General features: G+C 57.4%; 21 protein-coding genes and 1 riboswitch. Of the genes, 8 read left to right on the top strand and 13 right to left on the bottom strand.

Annotation, left to right across the window (positions count from 1 at the left end; genetic code table 11):
* Positions 1 to 15: 15 nt before the first annotated feature.
* On the top strand, positions 16 to 1,287 hold the full coding sequence (gene fahA / locus BLV81_RS18260) for a fumarylacetoacetase (RefSeq protein ID WP_092358900.1): 1,272 nt from the start codon (positions 16 to 18) through the stop codon (positions 1,285 to 1,287).
* A 90-nt stretch (positions 1,288 to 1,377) separates the two neighbouring features.
* Here fahA and BLV81_RS18255 read toward each other — a convergent pair whose 3' ends face one another.
* The 4 genes from BLV81_RS18255 to lpxO all read right to left on the bottom strand — a co-directional run bounded on the left by BLV81_RS18255 (position 1,378) and on the right by lpxO (position 4,175).
* On the bottom strand, positions 1,378 to 1,761 hold the full coding sequence (locus tag BLV81_RS18255) for a type II toxin-antitoxin system HicB family antitoxin (RefSeq protein WP_092358898.1): 384 nt from the start codon (positions 1,759 to 1,761) through the stop codon (positions 1,378 to 1,380).
* An 8-nt stretch (positions 1,762 to 1,769) separates the two neighbouring features.
* Positions 1,770 to 1,847 carry a type II toxin-antitoxin system HicA family toxin gene (locus BLV81_RS24450; protein WP_369823899.1) on the bottom strand — a complete coding sequence of 26 codons (78 nt, stop codon included), beginning with the start codon at positions 1,845 to 1,847 and terminating at the stop codon, positions 1,770 to 1,772.
* Positions 1,848 to 2,065: 218 nt separating this feature from the next.
* Positions 2,066 to 3,130 carry a purine-nucleoside phosphorylase gene (locus BLV81_RS18250; protein ID WP_092358896.1) on the bottom strand — a complete coding sequence of 355 codons (1,065 nt, stop codon included), beginning with the start codon at positions 3,128 to 3,130 and terminating at the stop codon, positions 2,066 to 2,068.
* Positions 3,131 to 3,272: 142 nt separating this feature from the next.
* Positions 3,273 to 4,175, bottom strand: a complete 903-nt coding sequence (gene lpxO / locus BLV81_RS18245) for a lipid A hydroxylase LpxO (RefSeq protein WP_092358894.1) — start codon at positions 4,173 to 4,175, stop codon at positions 3,273 to 3,275.
* 253 nt (positions 4,176 to 4,428) lie between these two features.
* Positions 4,429 to 4,605: riboswitch (yybP-ykoY riboswitch) on the top strand.
* A 131-nt stretch (positions 4,606 to 4,736) separates the two neighbouring features.
* Between lpxO and BLV81_RS18240 the strand changes: the two genes are divergently transcribed.
* Positions 4,737 to 5,741, top strand: coding sequence for a sodium:calcium antiporter (locus BLV81_RS18240; protein WP_092358892.1), 1,005 nt, complete (start codon positions 4,737 to 4,739; stop codon positions 5,739 to 5,741).
* Between the two features lie 104 nt (positions 5,742 to 5,845).
* On the opposite strand, the gene BLV81_RS18235 is transcribed toward BLV81_RS18240, so the two are convergent.
* Positions 5,846 to 6,166 carry a ribbon-helix-helix domain-containing protein gene (locus tag BLV81_RS18235; RefSeq protein ID WP_092358891.1) on the bottom strand — a complete coding sequence of 107 codons (321 nt, stop codon included), beginning with the start codon at positions 6,164 to 6,166 and terminating at the stop codon, positions 5,846 to 5,848.
* Between the two features lie 99 nt (positions 6,167 to 6,265).
* Entirely contained in the window at positions 6,266 to 6,847 is a 582-nt protein-coding gene (locus tag BLV81_RS18230) for a DJ-1/PfpI family protein (RefSeq protein ID WP_092358890.1), read from the bottom strand.
* Positions 6,848 to 7,080: 233 nt separating this feature from the next.
* Between BLV81_RS18230 and folE the strand changes: the two genes are divergently transcribed.
* Positions 7,081 to 7,707: a GTP cyclohydrolase I FolE gene (gene folE, locus BLV81_RS18225; protein WP_092358888.1), complete on the top strand. Its 627-nt coding sequence runs from the start codon at positions 7,081 to 7,083 to the stop codon at positions 7,705 to 7,707.
* 62 nt (positions 7,708 to 7,769) lie between these two features.
* On the opposite strand, the gene BLV81_RS18220 is transcribed toward folE, so the two are convergent.
* Both BLV81_RS18220 and BLV81_RS18215 read right to left on the bottom strand, forming a co-directional pair.
* Positions 7,770 to 9,017 (bottom strand): MFS transporter, encoded by a 1,248-nt coding sequence (locus BLV81_RS18220; protein ID WP_092358886.1) that lies wholly within the window; start codon positions 9,015 to 9,017, stop codon positions 7,770 to 7,772.
* A 111-nt stretch (positions 9,018 to 9,128) separates the two neighbouring features.
* Positions 9,129 to 10,037, bottom strand: a complete 909-nt coding sequence (locus BLV81_RS18215; RefSeq protein WP_092358884.1) for a LysR family transcriptional regulator — start codon at positions 10,035 to 10,037, stop codon at positions 9,129 to 9,131.
* Positions 10,038 to 10,152: 115 nt separating this feature from the next.
* On the opposite strand from BLV81_RS18215, the gene BLV81_RS18210 reads away from it, so the two are divergent.
* Together BLV81_RS18210 and BLV81_RS18205 are read left to right on the top strand one after the other, a co-directional pair.
* Entirely contained in the window at positions 10,153 to 11,037 is an 885-nt protein-coding gene (locus BLV81_RS18210) for an MBL fold metallo-hydrolase (protein WP_092358882.1), read from the top strand.
* Positions 11,031 to 11,762 carry a DsbA family protein gene (locus tag BLV81_RS18205; RefSeq protein ID WP_092358880.1) on the top strand — a complete coding sequence of 244 codons (732 nt, stop codon included), beginning with the start codon at positions 11,031 to 11,033 and terminating at the stop codon, positions 11,760 to 11,762. Before BLV81_RS18210 ends, BLV81_RS18205 begins: the two co-directional genes overlap by 7 nt.
* Positions 11,763 to 11,864: 102 nt before the next feature.
* Here the strand turns inward: BLV81_RS18205 and BLV81_RS18200 are convergent, their stop codons facing one another.
* Positions 11,865 to 13,025 (bottom strand): saccharopine dehydrogenase family protein, encoded by a 1,161-nt coding sequence (locus BLV81_RS18200; RefSeq protein ID WP_092358878.1) that lies wholly within the window; start codon positions 13,023 to 13,025, stop codon positions 11,865 to 11,867.
* 159 nt (positions 13,026 to 13,184) lie between these two features.
* On the opposite strand from BLV81_RS18200, the gene BLV81_RS18195 reads away from it, so the two are divergent.
* Together BLV81_RS18195 and BLV81_RS18190 are read left to right on the top strand one after the other, a co-directional pair.
* Positions 13,185 to 13,631: an Lrp/AsnC family transcriptional regulator gene (locus BLV81_RS18195; protein WP_092358876.1), complete on the top strand. Its 447-nt coding sequence runs from the start codon at positions 13,185 to 13,187 to the stop codon at positions 13,629 to 13,631.
* A gap of 211 nt (positions 13,632 to 13,842) precedes the next feature.
* Positions 13,843 to 14,313, top strand: a complete 471-nt coding sequence (locus tag BLV81_RS18190) for an SRPBCC family protein (protein ID WP_092359049.1) — start codon at positions 13,843 to 13,845, stop codon at positions 14,311 to 14,313.
* Positions 14,314 to 14,357: 44 nt separating this feature from the next.
* Here the strand turns inward: BLV81_RS18190 and arsH are convergent, their stop codons facing one another.
* The 4 genes from arsH to BLV81_RS18170 are packed head-to-tail and all read right to left on the bottom strand — an operon-like array spanning position 14,358 to position 16,949.
* Positions 14,358 to 15,095 carry an arsenical resistance protein ArsH gene (gene arsH / locus BLV81_RS18185; protein ID WP_092358874.1) on the bottom strand — a complete coding sequence of 246 codons (738 nt, stop codon included), beginning with the start codon at positions 15,093 to 15,095 and terminating at the stop codon, positions 14,358 to 14,360.
* Positions 15,061 to 15,492: an arsenate reductase (glutaredoxin) gene (arsC, locus tag BLV81_RS18180; protein ID WP_092358872.1), complete on the bottom strand. Its 432-nt coding sequence runs from the start codon at positions 15,490 to 15,492 to the stop codon at positions 15,061 to 15,063. Before arsC ends, arsH begins: the two co-directional genes overlap by 35 nt.
* Positions 15,493 to 15,526: 34 nt before the next feature.
* Positions 15,527 to 16,597 carry an ACR3 family arsenite efflux transporter gene (arsB, locus tag BLV81_RS18175; RefSeq protein ID WP_092358870.1) on the bottom strand — a complete coding sequence of 357 codons (1,071 nt, stop codon included), beginning with the start codon at positions 16,595 to 16,597 and terminating at the stop codon, positions 15,527 to 15,529.
* A gap of 22 nt (positions 16,598 to 16,619) precedes the next feature.
* Positions 16,620 to 16,949 (bottom strand): ArsR/SmtB family transcription factor, encoded by a 330-nt coding sequence (locus BLV81_RS18170; protein WP_092358868.1) that lies wholly within the window; start codon positions 16,947 to 16,949, stop codon positions 16,620 to 16,622.
* Positions 16,950 to 17,656: 707 nt separating this feature from the next.
* Between BLV81_RS18170 and BLV81_RS18160 the strand changes: the two genes are divergently transcribed.
* Entirely contained in the window at positions 17,657 to 18,406 is a 750-nt protein-coding gene (locus BLV81_RS18160; RefSeq protein ID WP_092358866.1) for a Mut7-C RNAse domain-containing protein, read from the top strand.
* The last annotated feature ends 18 nt before the right edge of the window (positions 18,407 to 18,424 follow it).

Genomic DNA, 18,424 nt, shown 5'->3' with positions numbered 1-18,424 from the left:
CATGAGAGAAAAGACATGATGCAAACTAACGATCCAGCACTGAAATCATTCATTCCGACTCCGGCGGAGTCGCATTTCCCTATCCAGAATTTACCGTTCGGCGTATTCAGCACCGCTGCCAATCCGGCGCCGCGCGTCGGCATCGCCATCGGCGACCAGATACTGGATCTGGCTGCGCTAGCCGAAGCCGGCTTGCTGAACGTCAGCCCCGCCGTATTCCGCCAGGCTAGTTTGAATCCTTTCATCGCACTGGGCCGCGCAAGCTGGCGCAGCACCCGCACGGCCATCAGCGCACTGCTGCGTGATGACAACCCGCAACTGCGCGACAACCAGGCCCTGCGCGCCAAAGTCTTGGTCGCCCAGGATCAGGCCAGCCTGCATCTGCCGCTGGCGATTCCCGGCTATACCGATTTCTATTCGTCGAAAGAACACGCCACCAATGTCGGCTCCATGTTCCGCGATCCGGCCAATGCGCTGCTGCCGAACTGGCTGCATATCCCGATCGGCTATAACGGCCGCGCCAGCTCGGTAGTGGTCAGCGGCACGCCGGTGCGGCGCCCCAAGGGACAGCTGAAATTGCCGGACGCCGACGCGCCGGTCTTTGGCGCCTGCCGTAAACTGGATTTCGAACTGGAAACCGGCTTCATCATCGGCGTGCCGAACGCGCTGGGAGAACCGATCGACATCGCCAATGCGGAACAGCATATTTTCGGCATGGTTTTGCTCAACGACTGGAGCGCACGCGATCTGCAGCAGTGGGAATATGTACCGCTCGGACCGTTCAACAGCAAATCCTTCGCCACTTCGATTTCGCCGTGGGTAGTCACCATGGACGCGCTGGACCCGTTCCGCGTCGCCAGCCCGGTGCAGCAGCCGGCGCCGCTGCCATACTTGCAGCAGAGCGGCAAGAATGGCTACGACATCACCCTGGAGGTAGCGCTCACGCCTGGCGCGAACGCCGCAGCGCAAACCATCTGCCGCACCAATTTCAAAGCCATGTACTGGACCATGGTGCAGCAACTGGCGCATCACACCATATCCGGCTGCAACACCCGCATCGGCGACCTGATGGGTTCAGGCACCATCAGCGGCAGCACGCCGGATGCTTTCGGCAGTTTGCTGGAGCTGACATGGAACGGCAAGAATCCGCTGACGCTGGCGGATGGCAGCCAGCGCAGCTTTATCCAGGATGGCGATGAGGTGAGGATGACGGGCTGGTGCCAGGGCGATGGTTATCGCGTTGGTTTCGGTGTGGTCAGCGGCAAGATATTGCCGGCGCGAGACTGATAAAAAATGGGGTAGCACTCTATGAGCAATTCCAAGCGGGTTGCTCATAGTTGATCCGATTCGACAAGATCGCTGAGGTATTCTTGCTGTTTATTGAGCCATCGCTTTCAATGCAGCCTGAGCCAGAAAGCCGGAGCGCGTCATTTGATGCGACTTGGCGTAAGCATCGATGTCACGCAACAGACTTTCCGGCAATGAGATGTTGAGCCGCACAGGCTTGGTATTGATTTTTGATCGATCAATATCGACCAGCATCCAGTAGCCGTCGGCATAGTCTGCCGCGTCTTTCCATTTCTCGATGGATGATGCTTCAGGAATATGCGCTTCGCCCTGGTACATGGTTTCTGCTGCTTCCTGGGCCTTTGCCGGGAGATCATTCAATTCGTCTGCCGCTGTAAAGACGCCAGGAAGATCCGGAAAGCTGGCGCCGTAAGCGCTATTGCTGTCCTTCCATACATACAGTGGATATAACATTTTCGTCCTTATTTCAATTCGGTCTGTCGCAAGATGCTCTCGGCGGTTCCAACAGGCAGGTCTTTCTTCGGATGCGGAACTAGCACGGGTTAGTGGCGAAGTGTGGAGAAGTACGGGTTTTTTCAATAGTGGTAAAAGCCTGAAAAGCGGTTTCTGATTACACGCTGCATTACATCTTTCCGCTGCGAACACGAGATAAGCGGGTACAAAAAAGCCGCCCAGGGCGGCTTGGAATGAAATAGGTGGAAGCCTTACGCCTCCGGTCCGGCACCGAACCGTGGCGCGGCATCGTTCTCTCAGCGACTTATCGGTGCGGCACGCCATCCCGCCATTCACCCCAATGCGTGACGATATCCTGCACCAGCGGATTACCCGCGCGATACAGATTCTCCGTCGCCGGTACGAAGCCGCCCTGGTCGGCATAATTGAGCAGATTGTCAGCGCTAGTCTGCCCTTGATACGGCCGATCGAAATCCGACCCGGTGCGCAACGCCGCCACGCGGTTCAGATCGACCCGCTTGATGCTCGCTGCGCGTTTCAATGCTTCGAAGCTTGCATTGTCTTCCTGCGCCGTCATGCAATACACGCCCTTGTTGTCGGTCAGGATCTTGGTCCATTCGCGTGCACGTTCGCCCAGCAGCGTGCCTGACCACCAGGTATTGCCGGAAGCGATATCGCACTGGACTACCGACGGCGGCTGATTCGCGGGCGCGTAATTGAACTTCGAGCGCGCTATCTGCGCCTGCGGGCTATCGGCCAGCACCACGTTGCGCGAGAGTGCGAACGCAGCATCGGCCAGTTTCGGATTGAGCTGGAATACTTCGTTGCGATAATCGAGCGGCGGCTTTTCGCTCGGACTCTTGGTGTTGATGCCGAGATAGCCGGTTTTCCAGCCGGCCGGAATTTCGCGTGCATCCAGTTCCCACTGGATGCCGAAATCTACCAGGTACTTGGCCCACGCCGCCGAACCGACGGTACCGCGCGCAGGATCGATGCCGGCAATCCCGGAGATCAGGAAATACGTATGGCGCAGATCGAAACGCGACGAGAACGTCAGCGCCATGACCGACGCCGAGGCATTGGCGTAGCCCATGCCGGTCGTGATTACGCAGACGTCTTGCTTGTTGCAGTTAACGTTGGGATAGTCCGGCGACAGGCCTGGCACCGCAATGGTTTTCCAAGGGCCGATGCGATCAAGCCAGGCCTGGCCTTCGGGGCCGAACATGGTAATGATCATTACTTTGACCGGGCGGTTCTGTGCATTCGATTCGGCCAGCGCATCGTTGCCCCGGTCCTGCGCGATCGATGGACCGGTGGCGCAGGCGGTAAGCGATAGAACGGCTGTGGCAATAAGCGAGCGAGTCATCATGGGCTTTCCTGGTGGCAAGTGGAACTGCTAGTCTACCTGTGAAAATCGATTATTGTTACCGTTTTGCAATATTTTTGAGCAATTTTCCAGGCGTAAAAAAGCCGCCAAAAGGCGGCTAAGTTCGTGTTCTCGAGCTGGCGGATCAAAGATAGATGATGGCCAGCACAACGCCGATAATCAGAGCGAACTTGATGCACATATACAGCGGCTTGCTGAATTTCTTCAGGGCGCGCCGATATTGGCCGGCGGCCCAGACAAAACGGAATAATTTATTGATGCCGCCGGTTTCATCGCCGGTTTCGTTGGGCGATGCCGCCGCGCTCATCATGTGGCGGCCGAGCCAGCGGTTGATCGCCTGCGCCCAGCGGTAACGCATAGGGCGCTCTATGTCGCAGAAAATGATGATGCGATTGCTGTCGCAACCGTTTTGCGCCCAGTGGATAAAGGTTTCGTCGAACACCACACCCTGGCCATCGCGCCAGCTGTAGCGCTGCTGGTTGACTTCGATGAAGCAGCGATCGTCGTTAGGGGTGACCAGGCCGAGGTGATAGCGCAGCGAACCGGCGAACGGATCGCGGTGCGGGTTTAACGTGCCGCCGGGAGCCAGTTCGGCAAACATCGCAGCCTTGACGCTGGGCGTACGGCGCAGCAGGGCAACGGTCTTGGGGCAGAACTGTTCAGCCGACGGATGGCTGGCGTCATACCATTTCAGGTAGAAGCGTTTCCAGCCGGCCTTGAAGAAGGAATTGAAGCCGGCATCGTCATTCTTTTCCGCTGCGCGGATTTTCTCCAAGCCGATCAGGCCCTGCGCTTCATCGCGGATGGTTTCCCAGTTGTCTTCCAAAATCTTGAGATCGGCAAAGGTGCTGGTCGGCAGGTACGGTGTATTGGTAGGCACCTTGGAAAACATGTACATGAAGATGTTGAGCGGGGCCATGATCGACGAATGGTCGAATATCTGCCGGAAGAAGGGCAGGCGCGCCTTGCCGCGAAAGTGCACGTACAGCACCGATAATATAAAAATACTGACTACTGCCCATTTCATAAAAATGTGCTCCGTTTCAAAAAATGGCTGGTCACCGTTGCGTTGCCGGCGCGTGCCTGGCGCGCATTACATGGTGAGGAAAAAGAATGGGATATTGGCAACTAAAATTAAGTCAACCGCCATTTTATCCCTTTTGCGGCTAGTAACAGCGATCTTGCTGCGTTTGTTAAGCTGTATGGCTGCAATAGGGAAGGTTGTGGAAGCGCATCTCCAACATTGCCGCCAATAATATTTCGATGTTAATATTGCGCTTCCTTAGGGGAGTAGCCGCCTTCGTTTCTTTCGAAGAGCGCATGTCAACATACTTGGCGCTGTACCAAATTTACGCCATGGCATGCGCGACCGCACGGTTTGGCAAGACCTATGGTGCTTCCCTTTACCCGGCCGGGCGAAGGTGTTGCGCCATTCGTCAGTGCCCGGCCCTCAGGATTTCCTCATGCTTATTTACCGCCAATGGCAGCCTCAGTGTTCTGCCGCCGCCAGCTTCACTGAACTACCCTTCGTGTCATCTTTTTCACCTGCGTCATCCGCAGCCCTGATTGATCAGGCGGGAGCACGCGCATGATGCTCAGCGTTGCTCTGCTGCTCGGCGCAGCCGTGGTGATTTATCTGTCCTGTGAATATTTCGTCAATAGCATCGAATGGGTCGGGCGCCGGCTGGGCATTGCGCAAAGCGCCGTGGGCACGGTGCTGGCAGCGTTTGGTACGGCGTTGCCGGAAAGCGTGGTGACTTTTGTCGCCGTGGTGTTCGGGCGCGATGCGGCACACCGGGAAATCGGCGTCGGCGCTGCGCTCGGCGGGCCGCTGGTGCTGGCGACGATCGCCTACGCGGTGGTCGGCCTTATGTTCATCCTGAATCGTAAAAAACTCGCTACCGTCCTGCTGTCAGCCAGCGCTGCGCAACGGCTGCGCCGGGACCAAGCCTGGTTCATCGGTATTTTTGTGGTCAAGGTCGGCCTCGGCCTGGTGGCGTTTGCCATTAAGCCTTGGCTGGGTGTGCTTTTCCTGCTGGCCTACGGTGTGTATATCTGGGGCGAAATGCGCAAGGAAGAAGATGCCGATGCCGAAGTGAATGATCTGGAGCCTTTGAAATTCCGGCCGCACGATCCGCAGCCGGGAATTGGCTGGGCTTTGCTGCAAACCTTGGTGGCGCTGGTGGTGATTTTCCTGGGTTCCCAGTTGTTCGTGCATCAGCTGGGGGACATCGCACCTTGGCTGGGTATCTCGCCGCAATTGGCCGCGCTCTTGCTCAGCCCGATCGCTACCGAGTTGCCGGAGATCCTGAACGCGGTGATCTGGGTGAAGCAGGGCAAGCAAAGCCTGGCCCTGAGCAATATCAGCGGCGCCATGATGATCCAGGCGACTATCCCGACCGCGCTGGTATTGATCTTTACGCCATGGATGCTGGGTCCGCCGCTGATCTGGGCCGCGGCGGTGACGATGATGTCGATGTTCGGCTTGTATACGCTGCTGCGCAAGGGCATGTTGAGCGCTGGCCGTCTGGCTGTCTTCGGCTTGTTGTACTTGCTGTTTGCCGCCGGGCTGGGATACATCGGCGTGCATTGACCGGGACGCCCCTCTTTTCTGGAGCTCGCAGGGCCTGGATCATTCTCTTTCTTGCCGCTATCATGCTGCTGTGCGGGGTGGCCAGCGTCAGTCTGATCGCTTGCCTATGCGGCAGCGTTGATTTTATTGGATGAGCCGATTACCTTGGTTTCGAATCCTGCGTGGGTTTTCAGAGCCTGGTAACGCAGGCAGGTGACGCGCAGGAAAGAAGCGAAATTGCTGGCTTCACCGAAATGTGTGGTGACTTCTTCGTGCAATTTTGCGATCAGCTGGTTGGTGGTCAAATCGTTATCTGCAGCCAGTTCCGCCAGGGTTTGCCAAAACAGGTTTTCCAGCTTGATGGTGGTGATGACACCCATGATGCGCACCGAACGGGCGCGCGATTCATACAGTATGGGATCGGCCTGGGCATAAATCTGACACATCGAACACCTCGCTTTCTGAACATTTCTTGCGCAATCGTTGCCGCTGATGCCGGCAAATATATGGTGCGGCCGGTCTTGCGGCCGGCCGCACAAATTCCATCATAACTCGATGCGTGTCCCCAGTGCAGTCAGGAACAGCGCCAGCCAGGCCGGGTGTGCCGGCCATGCCGGCGCAGTGACCAGATTGCCGTCGCGATGGGCCGCCGTCACGGCGATTTCCGCATATTTGCCGCCCGCCAGTTTTACTTCCGGCGCACAAGCCGGGTAGGCGGAGCAGGTTTTTCCTTCCAGCGCGCCGGCTGCCGCCAGTAGTTGCGGGCCGTGGCAGACTGCGGCAATCGGCTTGTCGGCCGCATGGAACTGCTGGACGATTTCGATCACGCGCGGATTCAGGCGCAGGTATTCCGGTGCGCGGCCGCCAGGGATCAGCAGGGCATCGTAGCGGCTGACGTCGACATCGCTGAATGCGGCATTCAGGGTAAAGTTGTGGCCGGGTTTTTCGCTATAGGTCTGGTCGCCTTCGAAGTCATGGATGGCGGTGCGGATCTGGGCGCCTGCGGCTTTGTCGGGGCACACCACGTCGACCTGGTGGCCGACCATCTGCAGGGCCTGGAACGGCACCATCAATTCATAATCTTCAACGTAATCGCCGGCGAGAATCAGGATTTTCTTTGCGCTCATGATAGGCCTTTCAGTGAGATTGCTGGGGTAGGGAAGGTCGAGTATGGGACTGTAAAAATTTGTCAGGTAATAACTGGTTATTACCAGCGCAAGTTTCGATGTTGCGCTGCGCAATTCCCGGGCTTTGACGAATCCAATGCAGTAATGCGATAGCTGAATTACACTGTCGGCATCAGCCGCCGTGTGCAACTGCACAATGGCTGGCGAAAAATTTTTTTAGAAAAGGTAAACAGATGGCCTCAAAAGATCCAGTGCCGGCGGTGGCGGCTAGCGCCTTGTCAGAACGTCCAAGCCGTGCCGAGGCGGAATCGGCGATTCGTACCTTGTTGCGCTGGGCCGGGGATGATCCGGACCGCGAAGGTTTGCTGGATACGCCGGGGCGCGTGGCCCGGGCTTATGAAGAATTTTTTGCCGGTTACAGCAAGGATCCGGTGGAAATTCTGTCGACCACGTTTTCCGAAGTTGAAGGTTACGACGAGATGGTGGTGTTGACCAATATCCGTTTCGAGAGCCATTGCGAGCATCACATGGCGCCTATCATAGGCAAAGCGCACGTCGCCTATCTGCCGGACCATCGTGTGGTCGGTATTTCCAAACTGGCGCGATTGGTCGATATTTTCGCCAAGCGTTTGCAGATCCAGGAAAAAATGACGGTCCAGATTGCTGATACCTTGCAGCAAGTGTTGTTGCCGAAAGGTGTGGCCGTAGTGATCGAGGCATCGCACGGCTGCATGACGACGCGCGGTATCCACAAGCCGGGCAGCAGCCTGGTGACCAGCCGCATGCTGGGCGCGTTCCGCGACGATCCGTCGACGCGGCGCGAGTTCATGAGCATCATCAGTCAAAAGCGCAACGAGTAAATCGCGCTTGTTCGCCTTTGTTAGGTGGCTCCGACGCCCGTCGGAGCGCATTCCAGCAGGATTCAGATCAGCGCTGCGGAATCGTCTTTCTCTTCACGCCCGGTAACCCGGGCCAGCATGGCGCGCGCCACCACGCTACGCGATAAATACCAATACAGCGCAATTACCGCGAGTGAAAATAAGGCAAAACCCAGCATGCCCGCATACAGGTAAAACACCTTGTATAGCTCGATGCCGACGCCGTACAAAGTCATGTTGATCATGCCCATGGTGGCAGCGACAGTGGCTTTGGAGACGGCGCTCTCGGTCAGCGTGAAACGGATCATGACGGCTGCCGACAAGCCTTCACCGAAGGCAATTACGCTGATCGCCGCCACCAGGAAGTAAGGTTTGTCTAGGAACGCAGCGCCCAGCAGCATGATCAGGACGCCCACGGCGATCGGATACATGGCCAGCTTGATCGAGCTGCCCAGGCGCCAGCGGTCGACTTGCCGCGCCAGCATCAGGTTACCGGCAATCAGGCAGGCGAACACCGGGATTTGCCAGTAGCCGTATTCGATCACGCTCAGATGGCCGTCGGCGACCAGGATTTCGGGTGACATGGCGATCCAGCCGATCAGTGGAGTCGCCAGCAACGGCATGCACATGGCGGCTTTCAGGAAATGGCGGTTGCCGACCACTGCGCGGTAGTCGTGCCAAATCTGCGTCAGCGGCAATTTTTCTTTGCGCTGCTTGACAGTTTCGGGCATATGCCGCGCCAGGCCGATCAGGGCGATAAAGGCAATCGCGGCGATGAACACGAACACCATGCGCCAAGGCAGGATTCCAATCATGAAAGCGCCCGCCACCGGGCCGATCAGCGGTGCAATCAGCGCCACATTGGCCATCAGCGCGGTGACCCGGATCGCGGCTTTTTCTTCAAACGCTTCTTGCACCACGGCGTAGCCGACCGAAGAAATAAAGCACAAGCCCATGCCCTGCAATACGCGCAAGGCGATGAAACTCTCGATGCTTTGGGAGAATAGCGTCGCCAGGCAGGCCAGGATGAAGAAGATGGTGCCGCCCAGCATCACGGGACGGCGTCCGATACGGTCCGAGAGCGGTCCGAACAGCCATTGGAAGATGGCGCCGCCCACCAGGAATGCGGTCATGGCCGAAGCCATCCAGGCGGCGCTGGCGCCGAATTCGCGGGTGACCGTCAGCATGCCCGGCTGGATCATGTCGTTGGCGATATACACCGAAAACTCAAACAAGACCAGAGCCAGCGGGAACATCAGGGTATTACGGGTAAGCGTGGAGATTTTTTGCATTTTTTGGTTTTACTGGGTGAAGCGGTGACCATTGCGGCATTGGCTAACGCGCCGGCGGCAGATGCCCTGTGGGTGTCACGGACGGACTCGCTTGATTTAAACGACTTCGATTCAAACGACTGGTGTTGCCCAGTCGCTGTCTGCGCTGAATTCCTCGATCAGAAAATCGAGCATGGCGCGCAGGATGGCAGGCATTTGGCGGCGCGAAGCATAGACGCCGTAAATGCTCATTTCGCGCGGTCGGTATGCTCCGAGCAGCGCGCGTAGTTTATCACTGCGCAGCAATTCTGTGGCCGCATACAGCGGTTGCAGGGTGATGCCGGCGCCATGGACCGCAGCTTCCAGCAATACCGACGATTCGTTGGCGCTCATGTTGCCGCCTACCGGCACCGCGACCGGTACGCCGTCTTTCTCGAATTCCCACAGGCTTTTGCCGAAGTAGGAATAAGTCAGGCAGTTGTGCAAGGCCAGGTCTTCTGCCGTTTCCGGCGTGCCATGCTGTTCCAGGTAGGCCGGCGATGCGCATACCACCGAGCGGCACACCGCCAGTTTGCGTGCGATCAGGTTGGGATCGAGTGCATTGGTGATGCGGATTGCCAGATCAACCCGCTCTTCGATCAGATTCACGGTCCGGTCGACCAGCAGCATATCCACGGCAGTGCCGGGGTAGCGTTTCAGGAAGCGCGTCAGCAGCGGCGCCAGGTATGCTTGTCCGAGGGACATGCTGCAAGTCAGCCTGAGCGTGCCGCGCGGGGTATTTTCGGGCGTCATCGCGGAAGCCTGGATATCGCTGGCCATGCCTAGCATCTGACGGCAGCGCGGCAGGGTATCGCTGCCGGCCGATGTCAGGCTCAATTTGCGTGTGGTGCGATGGAGCAGGCGGGCGCCTGCCCACGCCTCCAGTTCCGCCAGATAACGCGACACCATGGCGCGCGACATGTCTAGTTTGTCGGCGGCGGCGGTCAGGCTGCCCTGATCCGCTATCTCGACAAATACTTGCATTGCGATCAGCCTGTCCATGATTTTCTCGCTTATTTGATCGGTTTTTGCAACAAACTATGCACCATTATGAGGTTTTTCACATCGTTTTTGGCAACTATGATGATGGTTCTTTCACCTCTCACTGGAGAAATCGATGTTTACACGCTCACTATTCCATTCGCTGCTGGCAACCGCCGCTGGCCTGATGATCGCCGGCTCGGCAGTTGCAGCGCCGCAACTTTTGAAGCTGGAAGTCTATAATCCCGGCGCCAACGGCATTTTCCCGGTGTCTTCCGAGCTCATTACCGGCAACAGCGACGCCATCGTGATCGATGCTCAGTTCGATCGCGCCAATGCCGGCCAATTGCTGAAAAAGATCCAGGACAGCGGCAAGAAACTGACCACGATCTACATCAGCCACGGCGACCCTGACTACTACTTCGGACTGGAAGTGTTGAAGGAAGCTTATCCGGACGCCAAGATCCTGGCGCCAGCGCCTGTGATCGCGCACATCAAGGCCACCATGCAGGACAAACTGGCATTCTGGGGGCCTAAGCTGGGCGCCAATGCGCCCAAGCAGTTGATCGTGCCGGAACCACTGCAAGGCAATGCGCTGACGCTGGAAGGCCGCAAGCTGGAAGTGATCGGCCTAGACGGCGCCAGCCCGGATCGCACTTTCGTCTGGATTCCATCATTGAAAGCGGTTGTTGGCGGCGTGCTGGTGGTCGGCAACGAACACGTGTGGACGGCCGATACCCAGACCTTGGCTGCGCGCCAGCAATGGATCAGGATGCTGGACAAGATTGCCGCCTTGCATCCGAAGGTGGTGGTGCCGGGACATTTCAGCGCCGGTGCGCCGCAAAACATCGAAGCTGTACGCTTTACCAAAAACTACCTGAAGACTTATGAAGTAGAAACCGTCCAAGCCAAGGATTCCGCCGCCCTGATCGACGCAATGAAAAAGCATTATCCAAATCTGGACGGCGTGTCCTCGCTGGAACTCGGCGCCAAAGTGAGCAAAGGTGAAATGAAATGGTAGAGAATCATGATTGCGGCGACAGCAGTTGTCCGCTACCCGGCGTGGTTGTGATGGGCGCAGCAGAATTGGCCATGGAATCGGCCGCAGTTGCGGCCACGAGTCCCGTGCTGCATTACATTTACGATCCGATGTGCGGCTGGTGTTACGGTGCAGCGCCTTTGCTGCAGGCAGCAGGTGAGGTCGCAGGCCTGAGGATTGAATTGCACGGCGGCGGCATGATGACCGGCAGCAATCGCAAACAGGTCAGCACGCAATTGCGCAACTATGTGATGCAGCACGATCATCGGATTGCGGCGATCACCGGCCAGCAATTCGGCGACGATTATTTTAACGGGCTGCTGCTGGATACCGCGGCGGTGCTGGACTCCGGTCCGCCGACCACAGCGATCCTGGCAGCTGACGCAAGCGCGGGGCGTGGTCTGGCAATGCTGGAGCGTATACAGGCTGCGCACTACGTGCAAGGCTTGCGGGTTGCCGAGACTGCGCTGTTGCGCACCCTGGCGACTGAGATCGGTATCGATGCGGCGCTGTTCGATAACAAATTCGCCGAGCTTGGCGGAGCGGCCACACAGGCCCACATTGTCGCCAGCCGTGCCTTGCTGGCGCGTGTCGGTGGCCAGGGCTTTCCTACCTTTGCGTTGCAACGAGGAACGCAAATCGAGATGTTGGATGGCGGCCGGTTCTTTGGCCAGGTGGAGGCCTGGAAAGCTGTCTTGGGTGCGTAACGTTAGGGGGTTAAACAAACAGCCTGTATAACTCTCGCGAGCTATACAGGCCGTTTTGCAATGCGCTTTGTGCTTTGTGTCTGAACGGGTTTTTCTGCGCGCTCAGGCAACCGCTTTCAGTTGATTGAAATCGGTATTGCTGGCCGGCGCGAAACCGCCATGGGCGGGTGCGTGGTTTGCATAGAACTGGCCGAAGCGGTTGGCCAGGAAATCTGTCAGCGTGGCTTGCTCTTGCCGCACAAAACCGCTTTGCGGCAAGACACCGGTCACCACTAAATCAACCATGGCGCAGATGCCGGCTGCGGTAGTCAGCTGGATCGCCGACAGCAACTGGCCGTTGACGTGCTGGCTATAGATCTTCTTGGCATAGGTTTCCTGCTCAAGACGGCCATCGCGCATGCCGCTGACGCTGACGAAGGTCAGCACCACATCCTGTTTGGTGATCGGGATCGAGTTTTCCAGCACTTCCTTCAGGATCGGACGACGTTCCAGCTTGCCCAGCTGCAGGTCGCGCACCAGGATCTTGATGATGTCGCGATGGCCGGGATAACGCACGGTTTTGTAATCCAGGTTCTGCACCCGGTCGCGCAGGCTTTCGCACAAGGTGCCCAGGCCGCCTGAAGTATTGAATGCCTCGTAATCGACGCCGTCGAGCGAGAAACGTTCCAGCTCTTCCAGCGGCGAAGTTTCGCGCAGGATGCCGTCGACAATCGCTTCGCAAGGATTGCAGTACTCGTTGATCAGACCGTCGGTGCTCCAGGTCAGATTGTATTTGAGCGCATTGCTAGGATAGGTCGGCAGCGCGCCGACGCGCATCTTCACATCATGCAATTGCTCGAAGCGGCTTGCCACATCGTTCGCCACAATCGAAATGAAGCCAGGCGCCAGGCCGCATTGCGGTACAAAGGCGGTGCTTGAATCGAGCGCCAGCGCTTTGACGAAACGGGTGCTTTCGACATCTTCGGTCAAATCGAAATAATGCGATTTCGCTGCTTTTGCAGCGCCGGCGATGACCGGTGTCAGGAAGTAAGGGCAGGCCGACAGTGTGACGTCGTGGCCGCTGATCAGCTTGGTCACGGTCGGTGCGTGCGAAATATCCGCCAGGATCGTTGTGACGTTGGGAAAGCCGGCTTGCTTCACATATTCCAGCCGTTGCGGATCGCGGTCGGCCACGGTCAGGATGTAATCGCCGGTGTGGGACAACAGGTTAAGAATGGCATCGCCGATTTTGCCGGCGCCTAAAAGTATCAGTTTGGTAGTCATGTCGTCGCTCACGTTGGTGTTTTAGTCAATGCTGCAGTTCTGCTGAAGCAATTGTAAATTCAAGCGAAGTCAGATAATAGAGTGTAAATAGTCGTCAATATGTATAATAACGATACGTTTTGACGAATATTAAAGATTAAATGTCGCGATTAGGGAAAAATGAGAGATAAGCTTGACGAAGTCGACCACAAAATCCTGGCCTTGCTGATGGATGATGCCCGGCTCTCCATGGCGACTATCGCCAAGCGGGTCGGCGTCGCCAGAACCACGGCGATAGCCCGTCTGGCGGCGATGGAAAAGAAGGGGGTGATCGCCGGTTACGGCGTGCGCCTCGACCTGGAGCTGTACCAGCCGGCAGTGCGCGCTTACGTCGGCATCTCCATCGATTCCCGCAATGCGCCGCTGTTGGTGCAGCAGCTGCAAACAATGTCGCAGGTGGAAACCCTGTGCGCGGTGAGCGGCGTGATCGACTACATGCTGACCCTGCGCTGCCAGTCCACTGATGAGCTAGACCGTTTGCTGGACCAGATCGGCGCGATGGAAGGGGTAAGGCATACCTCGACCTCGATCATTCTCAGCAAACGTATCGATCGCGGGCCAATCTGATTTACCTGGAAGATATGTGCTTTATCTATAACTGTTATGCGAATAATAAAGCAGACATGCATGTTGCACTGCCATATAGTTACACCTGTCTCCTCCAACACCTCCTAAGGTTTGGATTCAACCCGCTACCGCAAGGTCAGGCGGGTTTTTTTTTGCCTGGCTACATTTTCCTTGCTTGAGCTAATATGCAAGCAGGAGGCGACACATGGATATGAATAAATCTACGGATCGGATTGAAAGAGAGATTGTGCTCAAAGCCGCACGTTCGCGGGTCTGGCGTGCGTTATCGAATGCGGAGGAGTTCGGCGACTGGTTCGGGGTGGCGCTGAAGGGAAAAGCCTTCGTCGCCGGACAAGCAGTCCGGGGACAAATTTCCTATGCCGGCTACGAGCATCTGGTCTGGGAAGTCGTGATAGAACGCATGCTGCCGGAGGAATTGCTGTCCTTCCGCTGGCATCCCTATGCGGTTGACCCCGCCGTCGATTATTCGCAGGAACCGACCACGCTGGTCGTCTTCGAACTGACGGCAGTCGAGGAGGGCACCTTGCTGCGCTTGGTCGAGTCCGGGTTTGACAATATCCCGGCAGAGCGGCGCCAGGAAGCGTTTCGCATGAACAGCGGCGGCTGGGAAGCGCAAATGAAGAATATCGAGAAATATGTCGCTGCAGCAGTTACATCGTAACGCTGCATCGAAGCTGGAATCGTTGCAAAATTCGTCAACACGCCCTAGATCGATTTTTGATTTACCCGCTTGCTTAGCTGCTCCGCGCTCTCCCTGCGTTCGCTGTAACGGTCCGTCAGGAATCCGGAAACATCGCGCGTCAGCAAGGTAAATTTATACAGCTCTTCCATTACATCGACCACCCGCTCGTAATAAGACGAGGGCTTCATGCGGCCGCTGTCGTCGAATTCCAGGAATGCCTTGGCGACCGAGGATTGATTCGGGATCGTGATCATCCGCATCCAGCGCCCCAGTATGCGCATCTGGTTGACGGCGTTGAAGGATTGCGAGCCGCCGGAGACTTCCATGACGGCCAGCGTTTTGCCTTGGGTTGGCCGTACCGCGCCTACCGCTAGCGGGATCCAGTCGATTTGCGCTTTCATGATGCCGGTCATGGCGCCATGCCGTTCGGGCGAACACCAGACCATGCCTTCGGCCCATGCAGCCAGCTCGCGCAGCTCCTGCACTTTGGAATGGGTATCGGGCGCGCCATCGGGCAACGGCAATCCCCGCGGATCGAAAATCCTGATTTCGCCACCCATCGCTTGCAGCAGACGGGCGGCTTCCATCGTCAAAAAACGGCTATAGGATTTTTCACGTACCGAGCCATACAGCAGCAGGAAGCGCGGTGCATGCGTGGCACGTGCGACGCAGGAAAAATCGGCCGCCAGCGGCGGATGAAATAATTCGGCGTCCAGGTTCGGTAAATCAAGCAGATGGCGTGACACGCTGCCCCTCCGCATCGATCACACTTTCACCGTCTTCTTTGGTGAACGCGCCGCGTTGCGCATGCGGCAGAATCTCCAGCACCAGTTCCGACGGCCGGCAAAGGCGCGTGCCGATGGCTGTCACAACAAAGGGGCGGTTGATCAGGATCGGATGCGCCAGCATCGCATCCAATAACTGTTCGTCGCTCAAGCTCTGATCGTCCAGGCCCAGTTCGGCATAAGGAGTTCCCTTTTCGCGGATCGCTGCGCGCACCGTAAGGCCGGCATCAAGGATCAGTTGCTGCAGCGTGCTGCGCGAAGGCGGCTGTTGCAGGTATTCGATCACTTCCGGTTCGTCGCCGGAGTTACGGATCAGGGCCAGGGTATTGCGCGATGTGCCGCAGGCCGGGTTGTGATAAATCGTGATGGTCATGATGATATTTCCTTTGTAGGGCAGGGAAGGTCTGTCAATGCCTGGCTTCGTACCAGCCGCGGCTGCGGTTCACGATGCCGACCACCAGCAACATGGCAGGGACTTCGATCAGCACGCCAACCACAGTGGCCAGTGCGGCGCCGGATTTGAAACCAAACAGACTGATCGCTGCTGCAACCGCCAGCTCGAAAAAATTGGATGCGCCTATCAGGGCCGACGGGCCGGCGATCGAATGTTTTTCACCGAGCACTCTATTGAGCCAGTAAGCCAGCGCCGAGTTGAAGAACACTTGTATCAGAATCGGAACCGCCAGCAGCGCGATGACCAACGGCTGCTCGACGATGGCATCGCCCTGGAATGCAAACAACAAGATCAAAGTCAGCAACAGCGCCGCGATGGACCACGGCTGGATGTTGTGCATCGCGGCGTCAAATGCCGCCTGGCCCCGGCGCAGCAGTGCTCTGCGCCATAGCTGGGCGATGATGACGGGAACCACGATATACAACACCACCGAAGTCAGCAGCGTCGCCCACGGCACCACGATGCTCGATACGCCCAGCAGCAGCGCTACCAGCGGTGCGAAGGCGAAGATCATGATCAGGTCGTTGATGGCTACTTGCGACAGGGTGAAATAAGGATCGCCGCCGGTCAGCCGGCTCCACACGAAAACCATCGCGGTGCACGGCGCAGCGGCCAGCAGGATCAACCCTGCCACGTAGGAATCGAGTTGCGCGGCCGGCAGATAGGGCGCGAACCAGTGGCGTACGAATAGCCAGCCGAGCAAGGCCATCGAGAATGGTTTCACCGCCCAATTGATGAACAAGGTAACGCCGATGCCGCGCGCATGCCCCTTCACCTGGCGCCAGGCGGCGAAGTCGATCTTGAGCAGCATCGGAATGATCATTACCCAGATCAGCAAGCCAACCGGCAGATTCACCTTGGCGATCTCCAGGCCGCCGATTGCTTTTACGCCATGCGGAAATGCTTGTCCCAGCAATACGCCGATCACGATGCACAAGGCTACCCAGATCGTCAGGTAACGTTCAAAGACGCTTAGTGATGCAGTTTCGGCGCGCTGGCCGATGACTTTGGTTTGGGCGGACATGGGTGAATTCTCCGTGTTCATTTCAAGCTGTCTGAGGGCAGCAAACGGCGGCCGGGGCACAGACGGCATTGCCGCCGCAGCAGTTTTCAGTCAGGAAACCGATCAAGCCGTTCATGGTGCCGAAGTTGGCCGAGTAAATGACGAAGCGTCCTTCATGCCGGGAACTCACCAGCTGCGCATGGGAAAGCTCTTTCAGATGGAAAGACATGGAGGAGGGGGGAATGGACAACTGCTCGCCGATTTTGCTGGCAGCCATACCCTCAGGCCCGACCTGAACCAGCAGGCGGAAAACCGCCAGGCGGGATTCTTGTGCGAGCGCGGCAAGCGCGTTGATGATGTTCCTGGTTTCCATGGGCGGCCTTTATTATTCAATATTTCAATTATTATTGAAATATTGAATAAATTCAAGCACGCATCTCAATTTTCGAAACGAAACCTGACAATGAAAGAGCCCGCGCCAGTCGCAGGCTCTTCCCGCCTCGGCATGCAATTTATCTCGAGGGTTGTTTAGAGCAAGCGACGTCGTATTGAGAGACGCTTGTGGGGTTCCGCGAATTCTGCGGTTGTTGCCCGGCGTAAACCGTTCCGGCCTGCCCGTCCGGGTTGAAAGCGGCGCCGGGCGCCGTCGCTGCGTTACCTGGAGTATTGGGGGCTGTAGCGCTGCCGCAAGATTGATTGGGTTGTCCCGTCTGCTTGGTCACGGTGGCAACCGGCTTTCCAACGCTCGTTGTCGCTGCAGATGTCGCACCAGTGTGCGGGACCGCTACCGCTCTGCCGGGGCCGCCTGCGGCGACGGCTCCAGTCGTTACGATGAGCGACAGGATACTGATAGCGGCGAAAATGATGGCATGTTTCATTGGACTACTCCTTTCTCAATTCGCGCTCTTCATACGGAGCGCCTCGTGGTAAAGAAGGATTCGTTGAATTTGACACAGCCACAAAGCAAATTCGATCTTGCTATATCCATACTGCACCTCCCGAACGCCGTTGGCAATATGTGCGTCGCCGTGACTTGCCTGCGAATTCATCTATGATTACAGGTAAGAATGGCAGCACGACATGGTTACCGCAACATTTCGTTTCTATGAAGAATTAAATACCTTCCTGCCCATCGAACGGCGCAAGCGCGCGTTCGATGCCGTATCTGCGCGTGCGGCTACCACCAAGCACATGATCGAGGCGCTGGGAGTGCCGCACACCGAGGTTGAACTGGTATTGGTCAACGGCGAAACTGCCGGTTTCGACCGGCTGCTGCGGGACGGCGACCGGGTTGCCGTTTATCCCAAGTTCGAGGCACTTGATATCAGTCCACTGTTGCGTGTGCGCGGCCATCCATTGCGCAAGAGCCGCTTCATTGCCGACGCGCACTTGGGTGGCCTGGCTCATCTGCTGCGCATGACTGGCTTCGACACGCTCTACGACAATAATTTCCGTGACAGCGCGATCGCCTCCATCGCGGAAAAGGAGGAGCGGATCGTACTCACCCGTGACCGTGAACTCCTCAAGCGCCGCATCATCACGCATGGCTGCTATGTGCATGCGCTCAAGCCGGCCCGGCAGCTGAAGGAAATCTTCGACCGGCTGGACCTGGCACGCAGCGCGCGGCCCTTCACCTTATGCTTGCAGTGCAATGCGCCTTTACGCAGCATCGACAAAGCACTGGTGGAAGAGCGCTTGCCGCCGAAGGTAAGCGCGCATTTCGAGCGCTTCAGCACATGCGATCTCTGCCAGCGTGTGTTCTGGGAAGGGACGCACTGGCGGAGCATGCAAGCGTTGCTGGCCGAGCTCACGGCGACAAAACGATCCTGATCCTCGAATTGCCGGAAA

Origin of the sequence: Collimonas sp. OK242 (genome assembly GCF_900107095.1) — a bacterium.
In the GTDB taxonomy this organism is placed as follows: domain Bacteria; phylum Pseudomonadota; class Gammaproteobacteria; order Burkholderiales; family Burkholderiaceae_D; genus Collimonas.
The sequence above is the reverse complement of the archived record's forward strand: the minus strand, read 5'-3'. Positions and strand labels throughout refer to the sequence as shown.